Source organism: Mariprofundus sp. NF (genome assembly GCF_013387455.1).
Classification (GTDB): Bacteria; Pseudomonadota; Zetaproteobacteria; order Mariprofundales; family Mariprofundaceae; genus Mariprofundus.
This window is the reverse complement of sequence record NZ_VWNC01000001.1, coordinates 281347-299163: the sequence shown is the minus strand read 5'-3', so window position 1 is coordinate 299163 and position 17817 is coordinate 281347. Positions and strand designations below refer to the sequence as shown.

Below are 17817 nucleotides of genomic sequence, written 5' to 3'. Positions count from 1 at the left end.
GGAGCTTATAGATCCAGGTTGTGTGAATCCCCGAACCGGGATACCTGATATCGGATTGCGGCACCCACCTTTTGCGAGGGTTCAGTATTACAGGCCATCAAGCCGGGCAACGACAAAGAATCCTCCGAAGGCCTGCCGTCCCCCCCCTCCCCGGCAGGCCTTCTCTTTTCCACAACACTGTTACAAAACAGCATGCCGGTGAGATGGCACTATCTGTGCTTTAATAGTGGTATGCAGAGGCAGACGCGCATCCCGACTTCAAAGCTGGTCGCCCACCGTGGTGACCGCGCCGGTGGCATTGAGAATACGCTGGCCGCGTTTGAATATGCTGCAGCCCATGGGGCTCGCTATGCCGAGTGTGATATCCAGTTCACCCGCGATCTGGTTGCCGTGGTCATCCATGACAACCGGCTTCAACGGCTCTGCAACCGCCCTGATGTGAAGGTGATGCAGACGGAGCTGGCAGATCTGCAACAGATCTGCAGCGCTCAGTTCAAGCTCTGTGAACTGAGCGAACTGCTCAGTTGGCTGCTGCAGGTGCCGCATCTAACCCTGTTTATCGAGATCAAACCTCCCATCCGGCGCAGACTCACCGCCAGAGCCATCGCCAGACGACTGGTCGACCAGATTCCCGCCCCACTGTTGCAACAGGTTGTGCTGATCAGTCAGAACTCCGACATTATCGATGCCTGCAAGAATCATATTGGCTGCCGCACCGGCTGGGTTGCCGAAAGCCACCGCCAGCCGACCACTGCATTCGATTACATCTTCATGCCCAGCCAGCGGAGCAGCACGATCTCAAGCTGGCAGGCGCGCGGTATCAAAGTGGGGCTTTACACCGTCAACGATATCAGCGGTGCCCACACACTGCTGGAAGCCGGTGCCGATCTGATTGAAACCGACTATTTCAGCCGTTTGGCAGAAGCCCATGACTGATTACGATGTACTGATTATCGGTGCAGGCATCTACGGCTGCGGTGCGGCTCAGGCGGCTGCCGCCAGCGGCTACACAACCCGCATCATTGAGAAGAACCGTATTGCCTCGGGCACCAGCAGCCAGTCGACCAAGCTGATTCATGGAGGTCTGCGCTACCTGGAACAGGCCAACCTGAAGCTGGTCTATGAGGCACTGGCCGAGCGTGAACATCTGCTCAGACTGGCTCCTGAGCTGGTCAGTCGCGAGTGGTTCCATATTCCGGTCTATGAGGATAGCAGGCGCCCTGTCTGGATGATCCGCGCCGGACTACTGCTCTACTGGCTGCTCTCGGCTGGCCGCTCCCGTTTCAAACAGATCCCGCGCCGGAAGTGGAGCGAGCTGCTGCCCGGACTCAATCAGAAGGGACTAAAAGCAGTGCTGGCCTATGAAGATGCAGCCACAGATGATGCTTCCCTCACCGTCGCTGTGGCCGAATCGGCAAAGCAGTTCGGCTGTGAAATCTCCGAATCGACCTCTCTGCAGCGGGCAAGTTATGATGGTTCCTGCTGGCACGTGAAACTAAGCAGTGGCGAGCAGATCACTGCGCGGATTCTCATCAATGCTACTGGCGCCTGGATCAACCGGCTCGGCAACAGGATTAAACCGGCCCCGCCTCAGCAGACGATGCATCTGGTACAGGGCAGCCATCTGATGCTTAATCGGCACTGTCCCGGTTTTATCTACAGCGAATCCGTGGATGGCAGGGTGATCTTCTTCCGCCCATGGCAGGGGAAAACTCTGGCTGGCACTACCGAAACCCCCTATGCCGGTGACCCCGCCAGAATCAAACCTACAGGTGAGGAGACCGCCTCTATTCTTGCCAGCTACAACCACTACTTCCCGCAGATGCAGTGCAAAAAAAGCGACATCATCGGCACCTACTGTGGTCTGCGAGTTCTGCCCGAGAGTAAGGGCGGAGCCTTTGCAGCCAGCCGCGAGACAGTGCTGCTTTGTGACAATGAGAAACAGCCGACCTATATCGCCATCTACGGCGGCAAGCTAACCACCTACCGGCGCGAATCGGCGAGGGTAGTCAAACTGATCGGAAAAACTATTCCACCACCACATCTGGCCGATACCAGAAAAATCCCATTAATCAGGGCTGAATAACTATTTGCCTACAGTTATTACTGTAGATGTATTGTAATCTAAGCTGAAACCCTGAGACCTCGTCTATGCCACTTTACTGCAGTGCTGTAAATTCAAGGCTTTCAATCAAGCGCCTTGCCTTGCTCTCTAAAGTTTTATCCAGATTCTGAGCGTAATTGCGTTGTGAGTAATTAAAACTGATAGCGGCATTTTGATTCTGGGGGTGCCTGCAAATCAGGGCGTAGACATCAAGGATCATAAAGCCAGGTGTCGACGTTCGTTTCCTTGCCGCATGATCTTCGGTAACAATATGAGAATAGGCGCAGGTTTCACCACGATGTTCATACAGCTCGATATCATGGGTGAGCGTTACATATCGTCCTGGATTAGCAGGGTCCGTGTCATTGGCCTGCCCTTGCTTAACCGCTTGCATAAACGATTCATTTGAAGCGAAAGTCGGAAATTGAAAAACCTTTCCCTGAATTGCAAAAGTCTCATCTGTGGCCGCACCTCTTTTTGCCAGAGAAACCTCATAAGGTTGCCGCTCAATGATATACCACTCCGATTCATTTAAAGGCATAAATGAGAATCCATTCTGAACGATGATTTTGGGTGGACTATCTACCGGCAGAAGATTTGGCCGATTTGAGGCACAACCAGCCAATACCGCACTGATCAGAATAAGTACAAAGAGTCGCAAATATTTCATGGGTTTCCCCCTCCAGCCTTTTTCCCAGTATAGCAGATCATTCGGATTTTTCCGGACAAAAAAAGGCCCGCAGCGATAAACTGCGAGCCTTTTATATTTTGACTGGGAGGAAAATAAAAAGCCTTACAGCTTCTCGATCACCTTCTCCATGGTTGCCTTGTGTACAAAACGATCATGGACACGGATAGCAGGCGCATGCGGACAGAGGCTCTGGCAATCCAGATCCTCCACCTCATGACCCATCTTTCTCAGCTCTTCAGCCATATCCCTGCCACCGAAATCACTGCAGCGGGGCCCATAACAGACTCCGATAGTAGACTTACAGCTCATCAGACTCAGACCTTCTTGGCTGCCGCCCGCTCATTTCTGCCGGGACGACGGCCACGCGTGCTGTGCGGCTTGCGTGGTGAACTCGGATCATGCCTGCGGTGATCAGGCCTTCTGCGTTGCTGCTGTTTCGGCAGCTCAGTCGGCTCGTTCTCACCCGGTTCAAAACCCGGAATCACAACTTTCGGGATCGACTTTTTAATCAGCTTCTCGATATCAGCCAGTAGTTTTTTCTCATCGGCTGAAACCAGTGACAGTGACTCACCTGTGTTACCGGCACGGCCGGTACGACCGATGCGGTGCACATAATCTTCAGGGACGTTAGGCAGCTCAAAGTTCACCACATGCGGCAGCTGATCAATATCAAGACCACGGGCAGCAATATCTGTAGCCACCAGCACGCGAATGCTGCCAGCCTTAAAGGCGGCCAGTGCTTTGGTACGGGCTGTCTGACTCTTATTACCGTGAATCGCAGAGGCCTGAATGCCCTCGCTCTCCAGCTGTGTGGTCAGTTTGTTGGCACCATGTTTGGTTTTGGTAAATACCAATACCTGCTGCCAGTCACCCTCTTTAATCAGGTGTGCCAGCAGGAAACGCTTCTTGGCTTTGCTTACCGGATGCACAACCTGAGTGACCTGATGAGCTGTCTCATTACGAGCCACTTCAACAAACACAGGGTCATGTAAAAAGCCGCTTGCCAGCTGTTTGATCTCGCTGGAGAAGGTGGCTGAGAAGAGCAGGTTCTGACGCTTTTTCGGCAGCAGCTTGAGCACCTTGCGAATATCGTGGATGAATCCCATATCAAGCATGCGATCAGCTTCATCAAGCACAAAAAACTCAACCTGGCTGAGGTCGCATTTGCGCTGGCTAATCAGATCGAGCAGGCGACCGGGTGTAGCAACGAGGATATCGACGCCGCGATTAAGTTTCTGAATCTGGGGGTTGATGCCAACACCACCGAATACAACGGTAGAGCGCAGGCTGAGATGTCTGCCGTAGGTAGCGATGCTTTCGCTCACCTGAGCAGCAAGCTCACGAGTAGGGGTAAGCACCAGGGCGCGGATCGGACGTCTGTTCTGGCGCTCTGGATGTGCTTTCTGCATCAACTGCAGCATAGGCAGGGTAAAACCTGCGGTTTTGCCGGTGCCAGTCTGTGCACCTGCAAGAATATCGTGCCCTTCAAGCACAATCGGGATCGATTTTTCCTGTACCGGTGTTGGCGTGGTATAACCCTCTTCACGCACAGCGCGAAGCAGTTCGGCTGAAAGGCCGAGGTCGTCAAATGTCATCTATTTCTAATTCCGTGGCGCCCGAAGTTGTAACTCACTGAAAGTGTTGGGCACCTGTTTTATTTTCCGAATCGCCGACCATCAGTGATTGGTCGGGCAGATGAAGCAGAGAGTATCCCCGCTTCAGGAGCGCCGCACCCTGCGCATTATCCAATAAAGCACAATCTTATTTTTATTACAATCTCTTAATAACCGCTGACAGAAGGGGGAAGTTGCTCCTCCAGATAGGTGTAACCAGCCAGCCCCTCTTTATAGAAGCGCAGGAATTGACTCGACTCTGCAGCACTCAGACGCCCTTCAGCTTTGGCATGGCTTAACTGACGGCGCATGCGATCAAGCAGCACCTTCTCGTTGAACTGCACATAATCGAGCACTTCAGCCACGCTTTCGCCCTCAACAATCTGCTCCAGCTCATAGTGATCGCCATCCATGCGCACATGCACGGCATGTGTATCACCAAAGAGATTATGCAGATCGCCGAGAATCTCCTGATAGGCACCGGTCAGAAATACGCCGATAAGGTAATCATCGCCATCGTTGAGAGCGTGCAGTGGCAGTGTCTCGGAATGACCGTCCTCCAACGCGAAGTTCTGGATCTTGCCATCGGAGTCGCAGGTGATATCCACCAGAACACCCTGCCGTTCAGGCTCTTCGTTGAGGCGGTGGATCGGCACCACCGGGAAGAGCTGATCAATAGCCCAGGAGTCAGGCAGTGACTGGAAGAGTGAGAAGTTGCAGAAGTAGCGGTCAGCCATCTGTGTGTGGATACCCGGAATCAGCTCGGCAACCTCATCCTCATCAAGCTTATCAATCAGCACGGTAAGCATGTGCCAGTAGAGCTCATCTGCCTGTGCCCTTTCGGCCAGTGTACAGTGACCCAGCACGAATAGTCTGTTCACATCCTCACGCAGGGATACCACATCATGCAGCGCCTCGCGCGCTTCGATCTTGTCAAAGTCGGCATAGGTATTCCAGAGCTGGCGCAGCTGCATGGGAGCTTCATCATCCGGCTCATGCACAGGCGGATGACTACTGCGTTTGGTTACACCCAGCACATCGATCACCATCACCGCATGGTGGGCCACCAGTGCCCGCCCCGATTCAGAGATAATATGTGGATGCGGTAGATCCTCATCATCACAGACCGCCTTCAGCGACCAGACAATATCGTTGGCATACTCCTGCAGTGAGTAATCCACCGAGGTGTGGGTACCGGAGATCGAGCCATCATAGTTCACACCCAGACCACCACCGACATCCATATACTCAATCGGCGCTCCCAGCTTGCGCAGCTCCACATAGAAACGCGCCGCCTCCTGCATCGCCTGCTTGATGCGACGAATACGTGGCACCTGCGAACCGATATGGAAGTGCAACAGACGCAGAGCATCAAGTTTGCCGGCATCTTTAAGCTTACGCACCACCTCAACAAGCTCTGATGCAGCCAAGCCGAACTTGGAGCGGTCACCACCGGAATCTTCCCACTTACCCTGACTGGTTGCAGCAAGTCGGCAGCGCAGACCGATCAGCGGCTCAACATTAAGGCGTTTGGATGCTTCGAGAATCATATCCAGCTCGTTGGACTTCTCGACCACGATAAACACCTGCTTACCCATCTTGCGACCTATCATGGCCAGCTCGATAAACTCGCGATCCTTGTAACCGTTGCAGACAATCAACCCTTCAACATCTTCAAGCATGGCCAGTGTGGCGTGCAGTTCAGGCTTTGAGCCGGCCTCAAGTCCCCAGTTAAACTCGGCACCGAACTCAATAATCTCTTCTACCACCTGGCGTTGCTGGTTGACCTTGATCGGATAGACACCGTAGTAGCGTCCCTCATAACCGGACTCTTCGCGTGCGATTGTAAAACGCTGATGAATCTGGGACATACGCTGTCTGAGAATATCGGAAAAACGCAGCAGCAGCGGCGGATAGAGGTCGCGCTTGGCCAGCTCATCACAGAGCTGTTTCAGATCAACCTGATGCTCACCATCGGGAATCGCCACCATATGGCCGGCATCATTAACGCCGAAGAAACCATTGCCCCAGCCCTCTACCTGATAGAGCTCAGAAGCACGCTCACTACTCCACTCACTATTGGCCACGGTCAGATTCCTCATCACTACGTTTTCTGCTGCGCAGCTGCGCCTGCTCATGACGCCACTTTTCAATGTTCGCATGGTTACCGGAGAGCAGCACATCGGGAACCCGCTTTCCCTCGAACGTTTCCGGACGGGTATAGTGCGGCCAGTCGAGTATGCCCTCCTCACTAAAGGAGTCGAGCACCGCTGATTCAGGGCTGCCCAGCACCTCAGGCAACAGACGAATCACTGAATCTAAAACACACATTGCAGCCGGTTCACCACCGGAGAGCACATAATCACCGAGAGAGATCTCTTCATCGACATAATCACAGATGCGCTCATCAAAACCTTCGTAACGACCACAGAGCAGCGTAATGCCGGGTTTTTCAGTGAACTCCAGCGCCTTGGCCTGAGTGAAACGGGAACCTGAGGGGGTGAGCATCACCACATGGGTATCGGAGTGACGCAAGCGTGCTTCGCGAATCGATGCCACCACCGGTTCCGGCTTCATCAGCATACCCGGACCACCACCATAGGGGGTGTCATCAACCCGGTTGTGTCTGTCAGTGGCAAAATCACGAATCTGGATGGTATCGACTTCCACGATACCCGATGCTATCGCCCGCTTCGGAATCGAGCAGGCCAGAGGTGAATCAAAAAACTCAGGAAAGAGGGTCAGGATCTGGGCGTGAAACATACGTCCATCCCATCGGGAAGATCGACAACTATAATGCCCTCTTCGAGATCAACTTCGACAATAGTCTCTTCAATAAATGGAATCAGCCATTCACCCTGCACTTCGGCATCTTCGGGGGTGCGAATCAGCAGGTTATCCTGCGCACCATACTCCTCAAGTGCTTCGACAGTGCCGAGCAGCTCTTCACTACCCTCGCGCAGCACTTCACAACCGATCAGATCTTCCCAGAGGAACTCATCGTCATCGACTTCAACTTCAGAGGCCGGAACCCAGACTTTCAACCCTTTAAAAGACTCGGCACTATTGCAGTCACTGATGCCATCAACTTCAGCCAGCATACGTTTACCGTGCTGCCAGCAACGTTTAATCTCATAAGATTTGGCCGACTCGGCCGTTTTCCCCAGCCACCAACAAGAATACCCGGCGACCGCGTTAGCGGGCCGGGTATGCGAGAACACGATCAGCGTACCCTTGAGACCATGTGTCCCAAGAATATCGCCAACGTGCAGATATGATGAATCGAGCGGCATCAACTAAAGCCTTTAGTCAGGCTTCGTTGATCGGATCAATTAAGCTGACGCTTTGGCGATCAGGCTGGCGACACGGTCAGAAACCTGTGCACCCTGATCGGTCCATGCTTTCACACGGTCCAGGTCGAGCTTGATCACTTCAGGATCAGTACATGGATCAAAATAGCCAAGCTTCTCGATGAATGCACCATCGCGACGCTTACGCTCGTCCATGACTACTACAGAATAAAACGGGCGCTTCTTGCGTCCACCGCGGCTCAAACGAATAACAGTTGCCATCTATGTAAAACCTCCAAAAAACAGGCGGCGCACTATAGTCGGGTCAGGGGTCAGGGGCAAGGAGTCAGATGAAAATAAATTCTAATCATAGCCACGGATAAAATGTAGCCTGTTAATATCTATCTCCTATATAGAAAAAAACGTTGAAGCCCTTACATTCTCGGCATGCCGGGAGGCATACCACCGCCGCCACCGAACTTGCCCATCATCTGGGCCAGCATGCGTTTGCCTTTGCCACCCTTCATCTTTTTCATCATGCGCTGCATCTGCATGAACTGCTTAAGCATACGATTCAACTCTGGCACTGAGGTGCCGGAACCCATGGCGATACGGCGTTTGCGACTGCCGTTCATCAGCTTGGGATACTTGCGCTCTTTCGCGGTCATCGAGTAGACCATCGCCTGCATACGTTTGACCGGTTTATCATCGATCTGATCCATCGCTTCCTGTGGAAGATTCATGCCCGGCATCATCTTCAGCATGCCCGCCATACCACCCATATTCTGCATCTGGCCCAGCTGCTCGGCAAAATCATTGAGATCGAATTGCCCCTTGTTCATCCTGACAGCAGCTTTCTCTGCCTGCTCATGATCAACCGAGGATTGAATCTTCTCTACCAGACCAACCACATCACCCTGACCGAGAATGCGGCCTGCCATACGCTGTGGATCAAACAGCTCGAAGGCATCTATCTTCTCACCTGTACCGACATAACGAATCGGAACACCTGTGCTATGTGCCACAGAGAGGGCCGCACCACCGCGCACATCCGCATCGGTCTTGGTCAGAATGCAACCGGACATATTCACGGCTGAGTGGAACTGTTCGGCAATCTGCAGTGCGGTTTGACCGGTCATGGCATCAAGCACCAGCAGGCGCTCGGTCGCATCAACAGCCGTGGCAACATCCCTGATCTCATTCATCAGTTCGTCATCAACAACCTGACGACCTGCAGTATCGAGAATCAGAACATGGTGGCCGTCACGACCGGCCTGCTTAACAGCCGACCTGGCCATAGCAGCAGCATTGTGTCCCTCACCAGCGATGTACTGCACATCAACCTGACCAGCCAGTATCTGCAGCTGTTCACGGGCAGCAGGACGGGTTGCATCGACTGAGGTAAGCGCTACTTTTTTACCCTGACTTACCAGCAGACGAGCAAGTTTACCTGCCGTGGTTGTTTTACCTGCACCCTGCAGACCGCAGAGCAGAATAACTGAAGGAATTTTGGAGAGGTCAAGATCACGACGCTGACCACCGAGCAGATCGGCAAGGGCATCGTTCAAAATCTTGATGATCACCTGACCCGGTTGCAGGCTCTTGGCCACCTCTGCACCCAGAGCACGTTCACGCACTTCACTCATCAGGTGACGGGTAACAGGCAGCGCCACATCCGCCTCAAGCAGTGCCAAACGCATCTCGCGCAGCGTTGCATCCAGATCCGCCTCGGAAACACGCGCGGCACCGCGCAGCTTGTTGGCAATATTACCGAGCTTCTCACTTAAACTGTTGAACATCTCTCTCTCCTGCTAACCCGCAATGATACGATCAAACGGGCTGGCCATTCTGTGAGCAGAGGCTGGCGGGTCAATGCCTGGTTTTAAAATCCTATTGATCCCCCGCTAGCAGTCTGCCGATACAATACAAGAACCAAATACTTTAGGCCCCAATAAGTAAACACATCGCAGGGAGTGGCACTCTCTAGCAACAAAAAGAGGAGGCTAGGGCCTCCTCTTTCATGATCAGTTCACAACAGCGATCAAATAATCATACCTGCACCAACGGTATTGTTGGTAAAGGTATCAATCAGGATAAAGCTGCCGGTCGTGCGATTCTCAGCATAGGTATCATAGTGTAGTGGTTTCATCAGCTTCAGAGTGATCTGGCCTATCTCGTTCATGGCCAGCTCTGTTGCATCCTCTTGATGATCCAGCGTATGAATGTCGGTCTTGAAATCGATACTGGCCACCATCGCTTTGACACTATTGGTGGTATGTTTAACGATGTACTTCTGACGTTCGGTCAACGGCTCATCGCCAATCCAGCAGATATTGGCAGTCAGCTCTTTGGCATCCATCGCCTTGTCATCGACATGGGTGATCATATCTCCACGTGAGATATCGATCTCATCATTGAGCGTCAACGTCACACTCTGCGGTGCGAATGCTTCATCCAGATTACCATCGAAAGTGACAATCTCTTTGACTGTTGAAGTGTTACCGCTCGGTACAGATACGATCTGGTCACCGACTTTAACCGTACCTGAAGCAATCGTGCCCATAAAGCCACGGTAATCAGGAAGATCTGCGGTCTGTGGACGATTCACCAACTGCACAGGCATACGGAACGGCTTGTTATCGATATCACCCAGCGCAGGCAGTGTCTCCAGTGTCTCCAGCAGTGTTTTGCCTTTATACCAGTCCAGATTCTTACCGCGAACGGCAACCATATCACCATCAAGTGCCGACATCGGCAGGCAGATCAGATCTTTCACACCCTGCTTGGCGCAGTAGGCCTGCATATCTTCACGAATCTTCTCATAGGTTGCCTGATCGTGGCCAACCAGATCCATCTTGTTTATCGCTACAATCAGGTGAGGGATGTTAAGCAGTCCCAGAATATGGGTATGACGTTTGGTCTGCGGCATCACACCGTTACGTGCATCAATCAGAATAATCGCCGCACTGGCGGTGGAGGCACCGGTCACCATATTGCGGGTGTACTGCTCATGCCCGGGACAATCAGCCATGATGAACTTGCGTTTTGGCGTAGCAAAATAGCGGTAAGCCACATCAATGGTGATGCCCTGCTCACGCTCAGCGGAGAGGCCATCGGTCAGCATGGCCAGATCAATCTCGGCAGCCGAAGCGATATGCACCGTGCCTTTCTTCTTGCGTACGGCCAGAAGCTGATCCTCGAATGCACCCTTGGTATCAACGAGAAGACGACCGATCAATGTCGATTTACCATCGTCCACACTGCCCACTGTCACCAGTCGCAGCAGCTCGATCTCCTTAGTCATCTTAATATTCAATTTAGTCATTTTTTAAACCCCATTCTCACCACAGAGAACACGAAGTTCGCGAAGAAAACATAAGGTATTTAACCTTCGTGCTCTTCGTGTCCTTCGTGGTAAATAAATCCCTAGAAATAGCCTTCTTTCTTTTTGTCTTCCATCGAATTCGAACCGTGATCGATGATGCGCGTTTCACGTTCCGAACGACGTGCCGCAGCAGCTTCAATCACAATCTCATCCATATTGGTAGCATCCGAGCGCACAGCTCCCGTACAAGGCCCGCAACCCAGGGTACGGAAACGACTCATCACCATAGTAGGCTCTTCGCCTTCAAGTAGCTGGTCTTTGGTCTCTTCATAATAGGGAATGAGAAAATCTTTGCGTTCCACCATCAACCGCTCTTTGGCGAAGTAGAGTGGCACAATCGGAATCTTCTCTTCGCGGATATAGAGCCATACATCCATCTCAGTCCAGTTGGAGATCGGAAATACACGCACCGATTCACCATCATGGATCTTGCCATTATAGAGACTCCACAACTCAGGCCGCTGATTCTTAGGATCCCACTGACCGAACTCATCACGCATGGAGAAAACACGTTCCTTGGCTCGGCTTCGCTCTTCATCACGACGCGCACCACCGAAGGCCGCATCATATTCGCCCTCTTCCAGCGCATCCAACAGACCCTTGGTCTTCAACGCACCACAGCAACGAGCCACACCATGTTCTTTCGGATTCATACCCCTGGCAATGGCATCCTCGTTACGACGCACAATCAGATCCGCACCAACCTCTTTACAGTAGCTGTCACGAAACTCGTACATCTCTTTGAACTTATAACCGGTATCCACATGCAGCAGCGAAAAAGGCAACGGCGCAGGGTAAAAAGCCTTACGCGCCAGATGCAACATCACACTGGAATCCTTACCCACCGAATAGAGCATCACGGGATTACGGAACTCCGCCACCACTTCGCGGATGATATGAATCGACTCCGCCTCCAGCGCCTTGAGCTGTGTCAGTTTATGTTCTGATATATTGCTTTCAGACATCTCTTTCTCCTAAATTCCTTCGCCGCCTTCAATGTCGCCGGTTACCTGTTTAATGCTCATAACATGCAGGCCGCACTCTGCCGCCACATCACTATTTTCCCACCACCAGCGACCGGCCCGTTCATCTTCACCTACCGTAATCGCACGGGTGCAGCATTCACAGCCAATGGATTGATAGTGGGCATCGTGAAGTTTGTTGTACGGCAGATCATTCTCACGCACATACGCCTCCACATCATCAAGGCTCCACTCCAGCAGCGGATTATATTTTTTCAAGCCATACACCACATCAATCTCTATCGACTGCAGATCAGAGCGCCCCTTTGACTGCTGGCGACGCCTGCCGGTGATCCACGCCTGTTTGCCTTCCAGTGCCCGCATCAATGGCCGTAGTTTACGAATATCGCAGCACTTCTTGCGAAGCTCCGGCGACCTTCTAAACAGATTTACCCCATCTTCACGAACCATCGCTTCCACTTCATGGCAATCGGGGAACAGAACCCTGACACGGATGCCGTAACGATCCTCAAAGGCACTGATCACATCATAGGTCGCCTGCGGCAGTCGTCCGGTATCAAGTGTCATGATAGGGATATCAAGCCCATATTTACTGATCAGATCCACCATGACTGAGCCTTCAAGACCCATGCTACACGGGTAGACAAGACCATCACCATGGGCCTCTTTGGCCTGTTTCAACAGGCTTACCGCCTGTTCAACTAAAACACTCATGTTGTTACCCAATCCTTTCCAGCATAGGCCACCAGACCGACACTGTGATCATAAATAGTACAAATGCTGCCAGGGAGAGTAGTGCCCCGTAACGCAGCATATGTGAAGCGCGCACATAACCTGTACCGAAAATCATCGCATTTGGCGGCGTGCCCATCGGCAGCATAAAGGCAAAGCCGGAGACAATGCCCACAGCCAGTGCCGCCGTGACAGGATCGATCTGAGCTGCGGCCGCAATGGGGATGGCTACCGGCAGAACAATGGCCACAGCTGCCGCGTTACTGACCCCTTCAGTGAAAAAGAGCGTGATCAGCGCCAGCAGGGCCAGCAGGGCCAGTCCTGCTACGCTTTCAGGGAAAATTGATGCCGCCAGCCAGATACCTGCCCCGGTCACGGTCAATGCTTTACCAATGGCGATCGCACCGCCGTACATCAATACCACGCCCCAGTTGACATGCTTCTCAACCGCTCGCCAGCTCACCAGACGCAGGGCAAACATGAATACAACGCTGATCAGAGCAATGCCAGCCAGTGAACTGGAGTGCCCGGCTAAGATCCAGGCCAGCATGGTAACCACAAGCAGAACCGCCATCGCTTTCGATTTGATGTCGAAATCACCCAGCTCAAGCCTGCGCAACGAGATGCGCTGGCGCGCAGATGAGATGTCGATACCAACCAGAGGTGTAATGCGCATCAAAACCAGTGCTGAAACAAACAACACGGAAAGTGCAATGGGTGCTGCTGCCAGCGTCCAGTCTGCAAACGAAAAGGTTTCTCCGGTCAGCTCTTCGGTCAGCGCCAATGCCAGCGGCCCACGGGCACCACCAAGCAGGGTGATCACACCACCAATGATCGCGCCCCAGGCCAGTGCAAAAAAGATCGACTGGGCATAACCATTGCCCGCCTTAAGTCCAAGGCTGCGCACAATCTCCCAGGCTATCGGCAAAAACAGCGCTGCCACAGCATGTTCAGGCATGAAACAGGCCATAAAGGCAGGCAACAGCAACATCGTCAGCAGCAAGCGGCGCGGACTGGTGCCAAAGCGATCGATGGTCAGCAGTGCCATGCGCTCAGAGAGGCCGCTCTGCATCGCTCCTGCCGCCAGCATAAAAGCGCCCAGAATGAAAAACACAGCCGGATTGCCAAACAGAGCAAAGACATTGGTTGCCGGCAACACACCCAGCAGAGGCAATAGCGCCAGCCCCAACAGTGACGTCACCGCCAGCGGCAGCAGCTGTGTCACCCATAGCAGCAGACACAGCGCAAAGACAATCAACGAGCTCCAGCCGTGCTGACTCAGTCCTTGGGGTGCATCCATGTTTCCTGCAGCAAAGGCCAGCAGTGCTACCACAACCAGAGCGGCAAAAGGCAGCGCCTCGCCAGCCAGCAACACATGCATCGGTCTGCGATCCAGAAGGGTTTCATCACCTTCGCCGTGACCGGCACGCAGATGGCGGCGCAGGCCATCCATCCAGCCGTCCCAGTGACGCCCTATGGATGAGGAGACCCAGCGTTCACTAAGCATCGCCTCTCGGCCATCAAGAACACGACTCTCCATTGGCGTTAACACACGCCCCATATGGCGCAGCCGATGTGTCGAGAATCCTGCAGCACTGATGGCACCATAGAGGTGCAGGAATAGCTCCTCCATCTCTTCCAGTGAAGGTCCAACTTGCCCCTCCAGCGGAGTTCCCGGCAGCGGCCTGAACGGCTGTAGCAGCGGCACAACGCCATGCGAGATCAGCGCATCGATGCCCTTCTTGGTTGATTCCACATCATCCAGACCAACAATCAGATGACTCACTACTGCGCCGCCACGAAATACCTGACGGGCATGGTCCAGTGCCTTCCAGATTGCTACCTGACCACCCACCTGCTCTTTGCCGGGACACACCTCTGCAAAGCGCTCGGCATCGTGCACTTCCAGATTGCAGACAAAAATATCCAGACCAGCAGCATAGAGCGCATCAATTACCGAGGTGTCTTTCGGCGCAACGGTCTCCAGGGCAATCTGTCGATGGCCAAGATGACGCCTGAGCAGAGCAATGACCGGTACCAATCTGGACAGACCTACATCATCACCCGGTGCAAAACCGTTGTAGAGATAGACCGTATCAATTTCACGCTCTGAGAGCGCGGCACGCACCACCTCCACCAACTCAAGCGGATCGCGCATCGGCGGCTCATCTTCATTAAGCATCGAATCATACTGGCAGTAGTGACAGGCCAGATTCTGCCCGGCAAAAAAACCACAGCCCATAATCGGGTGCAGCATCAGCAGGTTCTCATGCAGTGAGGCAAAGCTACCCATGCGGGCACCGGAGCGTGTTTTGTTACGGTAAAAACGTGGTGCAGGCAGAAGCTGCACATCCAGCGTTTCATCACCCCAATGCAGACAAGCATTGCCATCACTATCCTGCTGCCTGAGCTGAATCGAACTACTCTTCGTATAGGGTTGGGCCACAGGCACCGTAGCAAAATGGCCGGATGGTAACCTGATATCGATCACTGATTCGGTGGCATTGGCCTGCGCAACCCAGTGCGAGGCACCCTGCAGACCATCCGGCAGGGAGACACCCTGACTTACCAGCGCCAGCTTACAGCGGCCCGGATTGGCAAATGGATTCAGTGTTGTCATCGTATCAGTTATCGCGACTTTTAGATGCTGCCGATCTTCTCTACCCGGATTTTCCACTGAGTATCAGAGATCTGCTCTTTAGCGAGAATCTTCTGCCCCTGCTCAATAAGGGAGAGCGGAACATTCTCAATCGGTGCGCCATCATCAAGAATCACGTCCAGCAGCGAGCCGACAGGCATCATGGTCAGCTTGATCTTGGTTTTCACAAAGTTCATCGGACATGCCACACCGGAGAGATCGAGCAGCACAACATCGGCAGAGGTTTCGGTTGAAGTTTCAGCTTGTGCAGTCGCTTCTACTGCTTCAGGTACGGCCGCAAAACGTTTAGCAGCCAGTGCTACCCATGCGCTCTGCACCTCTTTCAGCTTGGTCACCCCGGCACCCGGATCAGCCAGATCGATATTCATCAGAGCCGACTGCACAGCATTGAGGCCGGCAATCACATCAGCATCCGCAGCAGCATTCGCCGCCAGCAGACCAAAGACAGCGCTATCCTCTTCAGGTGCTTCACCATAAGGCACCAGATAAGCACGTGCTGCAGAGATAGAGGAGCGACGCAGCGCGGTCAGCGCTTCCGCCCAGAACATCGCGTCAAGATGGGCACGCGCAATCAACAGCTCGTACTCGGCTTCAGAGATCAGCGCGTCAGACATCGATAGTACCGCTCCGGCACACTCACCCTTCTTGTTGCCCTTGGTATTAAATGCTTCGTTCTCGCTCCAGTCGTAGATCAATCCTTCAACTTCACCGGCATCAGCCTTAAATGGCGTCAGAATCTCTGAGATACCCTCTTTGCCCAAGCGCGTGGCCCAGTCGTGCATGCTTTCATCACCACTGCGGCCCGCTTTATAGGCATTCAGCACAGCAATACCCGCTTCCGGTGCATATTTAGCCGGCACAGGATCGGTCGCAAAGGCCAACGGAGAACCGGCAACGCCTGAACCACCCACATGCAGCTGGTAGTGAGGTACAGCCTGACCGGCCACCTTCTTGGCCATGCCGTGGAAACCGAGATCAGCAATATGGTGACGACCACAGGAGTGCTGGCAGCCGGATGCCTTAACTGTGATACCGGCCAACGCAGTGTCCTTCTTCAGATCGGCCATCAACGGCTGCAGCGCTGCAGCAAGACCGCGGCTTGAGGTGATACCAAGACGGCAGGTCTCAGTGCCGGGGCACGCCACAACATCGGAGATGCCACGTGCATACTCAGTCTGCAACCCTGCAGTATTAAGAATAGCCACTGCGGCAGCAACATTTTCAGCATCAACATCGCAGAGCACCATGCCCTGCTCAGTAGTCACACGCAGCTCATCGGTTGCGGCAGCGCGTGCGGCATTGGCCACGGCACGGCACTGATCCGGTGTCAGATCACCACGGAACAGATTGAGCAGGATGGCGGATTTACCATTGTGCTGATCCACCACACCTGAGTCAGCAAATGGCATCGCTGCAGTAGGTGTGCGCCAGTTTGCCTCTGCATAACCTGAATCATCAGCATGGGTCTTCTCGATCACTGCACGCTGTTTTCTGTACTCCTCGACAAAACCTTCTGCACCAAGTTTTTGGGCCACATATTTCAAACGTGCACGGGCACGGCGTTTGCGATCGGAGTATTTAAAGTGCATGCGCATCAACGCTTCACCGACCACAAACAGCTCCGACTCTTCGATAAACTCTTCCAGTAGCAGTGCGCCCATAGGCTGGGATGAGAGACCACCGGCCGCCCACACCTGAAAACCGGCTTTACCATCTTTGTGCGTGGCAATAAAACCGGCATCGTGCATGCCTGAAAGACCGCAATCGCTGGCGCAACCGGAGAAGGTCACCTTGAATTTGCGTGGAAACTGCTGGCCCAGCGGATGACGCAGATAGAACTCTGCGAATTTACGGGCATGAATGGTCACATCGGCATGTTCAGCCGGGCAGCGACCTGCCAGAAAACAGGTGGTGACATTGCGTACGGTATTACCGCACGCCTCACGTGTGGTCATCCCTGCAGCATCAAGCTTGCGCAGAAATTCCGGCACATCATCAAGCGCAACGAAGTTGGCCTGAATATCCTGACGCGTCGTCACATGCGCCACCTTCTCAGGCGCCTCAGTCAGCGTGCCATCTGTTGGCATACGCCCGGCATAGAGCTCAACGCACTCGGCAATAACATCCATCTGATCTGCTGTAATGCAGCCACCGGGCAGTTTGGCCCGCACCATCTGCACACCCTCCTGACGCTGACCGTAAACACCCATCTGCAGACGAAACGGTGTAAACCGCTCTTCGGACATACGCCCCTCTTTGAACGCCTTGTAACCAGCCTCAAATTCATCGACATCGGATGTGTGTGCGAAATCAAATTCTGTCATTTTATAACCTCAGACTCACCACGAAGAACACAGAGT

15 protein-coding genes are annotated in these 17817 nt (G+C 53.4%); 2 read left to right on the top strand and 13 right to left on the bottom strand.

The window, feature by feature from the left end:
- The first annotated feature begins 231 nt into the window (after positions 1-231).
- The gene (locus F3F96_RS01430; protein WP_176961470.1) at positions 232-936 is read left to right on the top strand and encodes a glycerophosphodiester phosphodiesterase family protein; all 705 of its coding nucleotides are present in this window, start codon (positions 232-234) and stop codon (positions 934-936) included.
- A complete protein-coding gene (locus tag F3F96_RS01425) occupies positions 929-2086 on the top strand; it encodes a glycerol-3-phosphate dehydrogenase/oxidase (RefSeq protein ID WP_176961469.1) in 1158 nt (385 codons plus the stop codon). The genes F3F96_RS01430 and F3F96_RS01425 overlap by 8 nt, the downstream gene beginning before the upstream one ends.
- Positions 2087-2159: 73 nt before the next feature.
- Here F3F96_RS01425 and F3F96_RS01420 read toward each other — a convergent pair whose 3' ends face one another.
- The 13 genes from F3F96_RS01420 to F3F96_RS01360 all read right to left on the bottom strand — a co-directional run bounded on the left by F3F96_RS01420 (position 2160) and on the right by F3F96_RS01360 (position 17781).
- Positions 2160-2774 (bottom strand): hypothetical protein, encoded by a 615-nt coding sequence (locus tag F3F96_RS01420; protein WP_176961468.1) that lies wholly within the window; start codon positions 2772-2774, stop codon positions 2160-2162.
- Positions 2775-2897: 123 nt separating this feature from the next.
- The gene (locus F3F96_RS01415) at positions 2898-3104 is read right to left on the bottom strand and encodes a (2Fe-2S) ferredoxin domain-containing protein (RefSeq protein ID WP_176961467.1); all 207 of its coding nucleotides are present in this window, start codon (positions 3102-3104) and stop codon (positions 2898-2900) included.
- A gap of 5 nt (positions 3105-3109) precedes the next feature.
- A complete protein-coding gene (locus tag F3F96_RS01410) occupies positions 3110-4390 on the bottom strand; it encodes a DEAD/DEAH box helicase (RefSeq protein WP_176961466.1) in 1281 nt (426 codons plus the stop codon).
- Between the two features lie 185 nt (positions 4391-4575).
- A complete protein-coding gene (gene speA, locus F3F96_RS01405) occupies positions 4576-6510 on the bottom strand; it encodes a biosynthetic arginine decarboxylase (RefSeq protein ID WP_186338867.1) in 1935 nt (644 codons plus the stop codon).
- Positions 6485-7171, bottom strand: coding sequence for a tRNA (guanosine(37)-N1)-methyltransferase TrmD (gene trmD / locus F3F96_RS01400; RefSeq protein ID WP_176961465.1), 687 nt, complete (start codon positions 7169-7171; stop codon positions 6485-6487). The genes speA and trmD overlap by 26 nt, the downstream gene beginning before the upstream one ends.
- Positions 7150-7701 (bottom strand): ribosome maturation factor RimM, encoded by a 552-nt coding sequence (gene rimM, locus F3F96_RS01395; protein WP_176961464.1) that lies wholly within the window; start codon positions 7699-7701, stop codon positions 7150-7152. Before rimM ends, trmD begins: the two co-directional genes overlap by 22 nt.
- 39 nt (positions 7702-7740) lie before the next feature.
- Positions 7741-7980, bottom strand: a complete 240-nt coding sequence (gene rpsP / locus F3F96_RS01390) for a 30S ribosomal protein S16 (protein WP_176958350.1) — start codon at positions 7978-7980, stop codon at positions 7741-7743.
- A 152-nt stretch (positions 7981-8132) separates the two neighbouring features.
- The gene (gene ffh, locus F3F96_RS01385) at positions 8133-9497 is read right to left on the bottom strand and encodes a signal recognition particle protein (RefSeq protein WP_176961463.1); all 1365 of its coding nucleotides are present in this window, start codon (positions 9495-9497) and stop codon (positions 8133-8135) included.
- Positions 9498-9739: 242 nt separating this feature from the next.
- Positions 9740-11023 carry a GTP-binding protein gene (locus tag F3F96_RS01380; protein WP_176961462.1) on the bottom strand — a complete coding sequence of 428 codons (1284 nt, stop codon included), beginning with the start codon at positions 11021-11023 and terminating at the stop codon, positions 9740-9742.
- Positions 11024-11124: 101 nt separating this feature from the next.
- Complete coding sequence (gene cysD / locus F3F96_RS01375; RefSeq protein ID WP_186338866.1) at positions 11125-12048, bottom strand: sulfate adenylyltransferase subunit CysD; 924 nt, start codon at positions 12046-12048, stop codon at positions 11125-11127.
- A gap of 9 nt (positions 12049-12057) precedes the next feature.
- Positions 12058-12780: a phosphoadenylyl-sulfate reductase gene (locus F3F96_RS01370; protein ID WP_176961461.1), complete on the bottom strand. Its 723-nt coding sequence runs from the start codon at positions 12778-12780 to the stop codon at positions 12058-12060.
- 4 nt (positions 12781-12784) lie between these two features.
- On the bottom strand, positions 12785-15418 hold the full coding sequence (locus tag F3F96_RS01365; RefSeq protein WP_176961460.1) for a DASS family sodium-coupled anion symporter: 2634 nt from the start codon (positions 15416-15418) through the stop codon (positions 12785-12787).
- 20 nt (positions 15419-15438) lie between these two features.
- The gene (locus F3F96_RS01360; protein ID WP_176961459.1) at positions 15439-17781 is read right to left on the bottom strand and encodes a sulfurtransferase TusA family protein; all 2343 of its coding nucleotides are present in this window, start codon (positions 17779-17781) and stop codon (positions 15439-15441) included.
- Positions 17782-17817 lie beyond the last annotated feature (36 nt).

What these genes read in the sequence shown, in the direction of transcription:
- F3F96_RS01430 (WP_176961470.1), top strand. Translation starts at nt 232, where the DNA reads ATGCAGAGGCAGACGCGCATCCCGACTTCAAAGCTGGTCGCCCACCGT.
- F3F96_RS01425 (WP_176961469.1), top strand. Translation starts at nt 929, where the DNA reads ATGACTGATTACGATGTACTGATTATCGGTGCAGGCATCTACGGCTGC.
- F3F96_RS01420 (WP_176961468.1), bottom strand. Translation starts at nt 2,774, where the DNA reads ATGAAATATTTGCGACTCTTTGTACTTATTCTGATCAGTGCGGTATTG.
- F3F96_RS01415 (WP_176961467.1), bottom strand. Translation starts at nt 3,104, where the DNA reads ATGAGCTGTAAGTCTACTATCGGAGTCTGTTATGGGCCCCGCTGCAGT.
- F3F96_RS01410 (WP_176961466.1), bottom strand. Translation starts at nt 4,390, where the DNA reads ATGACATTTGACGACCTCGGCCTTTCAGCCGAACTGCTTCGCGCTGTG.
- speA (WP_186338867.1), bottom strand. Translation starts at nt 6,510, where the DNA reads ATGAGGAATCTGACCGTGGCCAATAGTGAGTGGAGTAGTGAGCGTGCT.
- trmD (WP_176961465.1), bottom strand. Translation starts at nt 7,171, where the DNA reads ATGTTTCACGCCCAGATCCTGACCCTCTTTCCTGAGTTTTTTGATTCA.
- rimM (WP_176961464.1), bottom strand. Translation starts at nt 7,701, where the DNA reads ATGCCGCTCGATTCATCATATCTGCACGTTGGCGATATTCTTGGGACA.
- rpsP (WP_176958350.1), bottom strand. Translation starts at nt 7,980, where the DNA reads ATGGCAACTGTTATTCGTTTGAGCCGCGGTGGACGCAAGAAGCGCCCG.
- ffh (WP_176961463.1), bottom strand. Translation starts at nt 9,497, where the DNA reads ATGTTCAACAGTTTAAGTGAGAAGCTCGGTAATATTGCCAACAAGCTG.
- F3F96_RS01380 (WP_176961462.1), bottom strand. Translation starts at nt 11,023, where the DNA reads ATGACTAAATTGAATATTAAGATGACTAAGGAGATCGAGCTGCTGCGA.
- cysD (WP_186338866.1), bottom strand. Translation starts at nt 12,048, where the DNA reads ATGTCTGAAAGCAATATATCAGAACATAAACTGACACAGCTCAAGGCG.
- F3F96_RS01370 (WP_176961461.1), bottom strand. Translation starts at nt 12,780, where the DNA reads ATGAGTGTTTTAGTTGAACAGGCGGTAAGCCTGTTGAAACAGGCCAAA.
- F3F96_RS01365 (WP_176961460.1), bottom strand. Translation starts at nt 15,418, where the DNA reads ATGACAACACTGAATCCATTTGCCAATCCGGGCCGCTGTAAGCTGGCG.
- F3F96_RS01360 (WP_176961459.1), bottom strand. Translation starts at nt 17,781, where the DNA reads ATGACAGAATTTGATTTCGCACACACATCCGATGTCGATGAATTTGAG.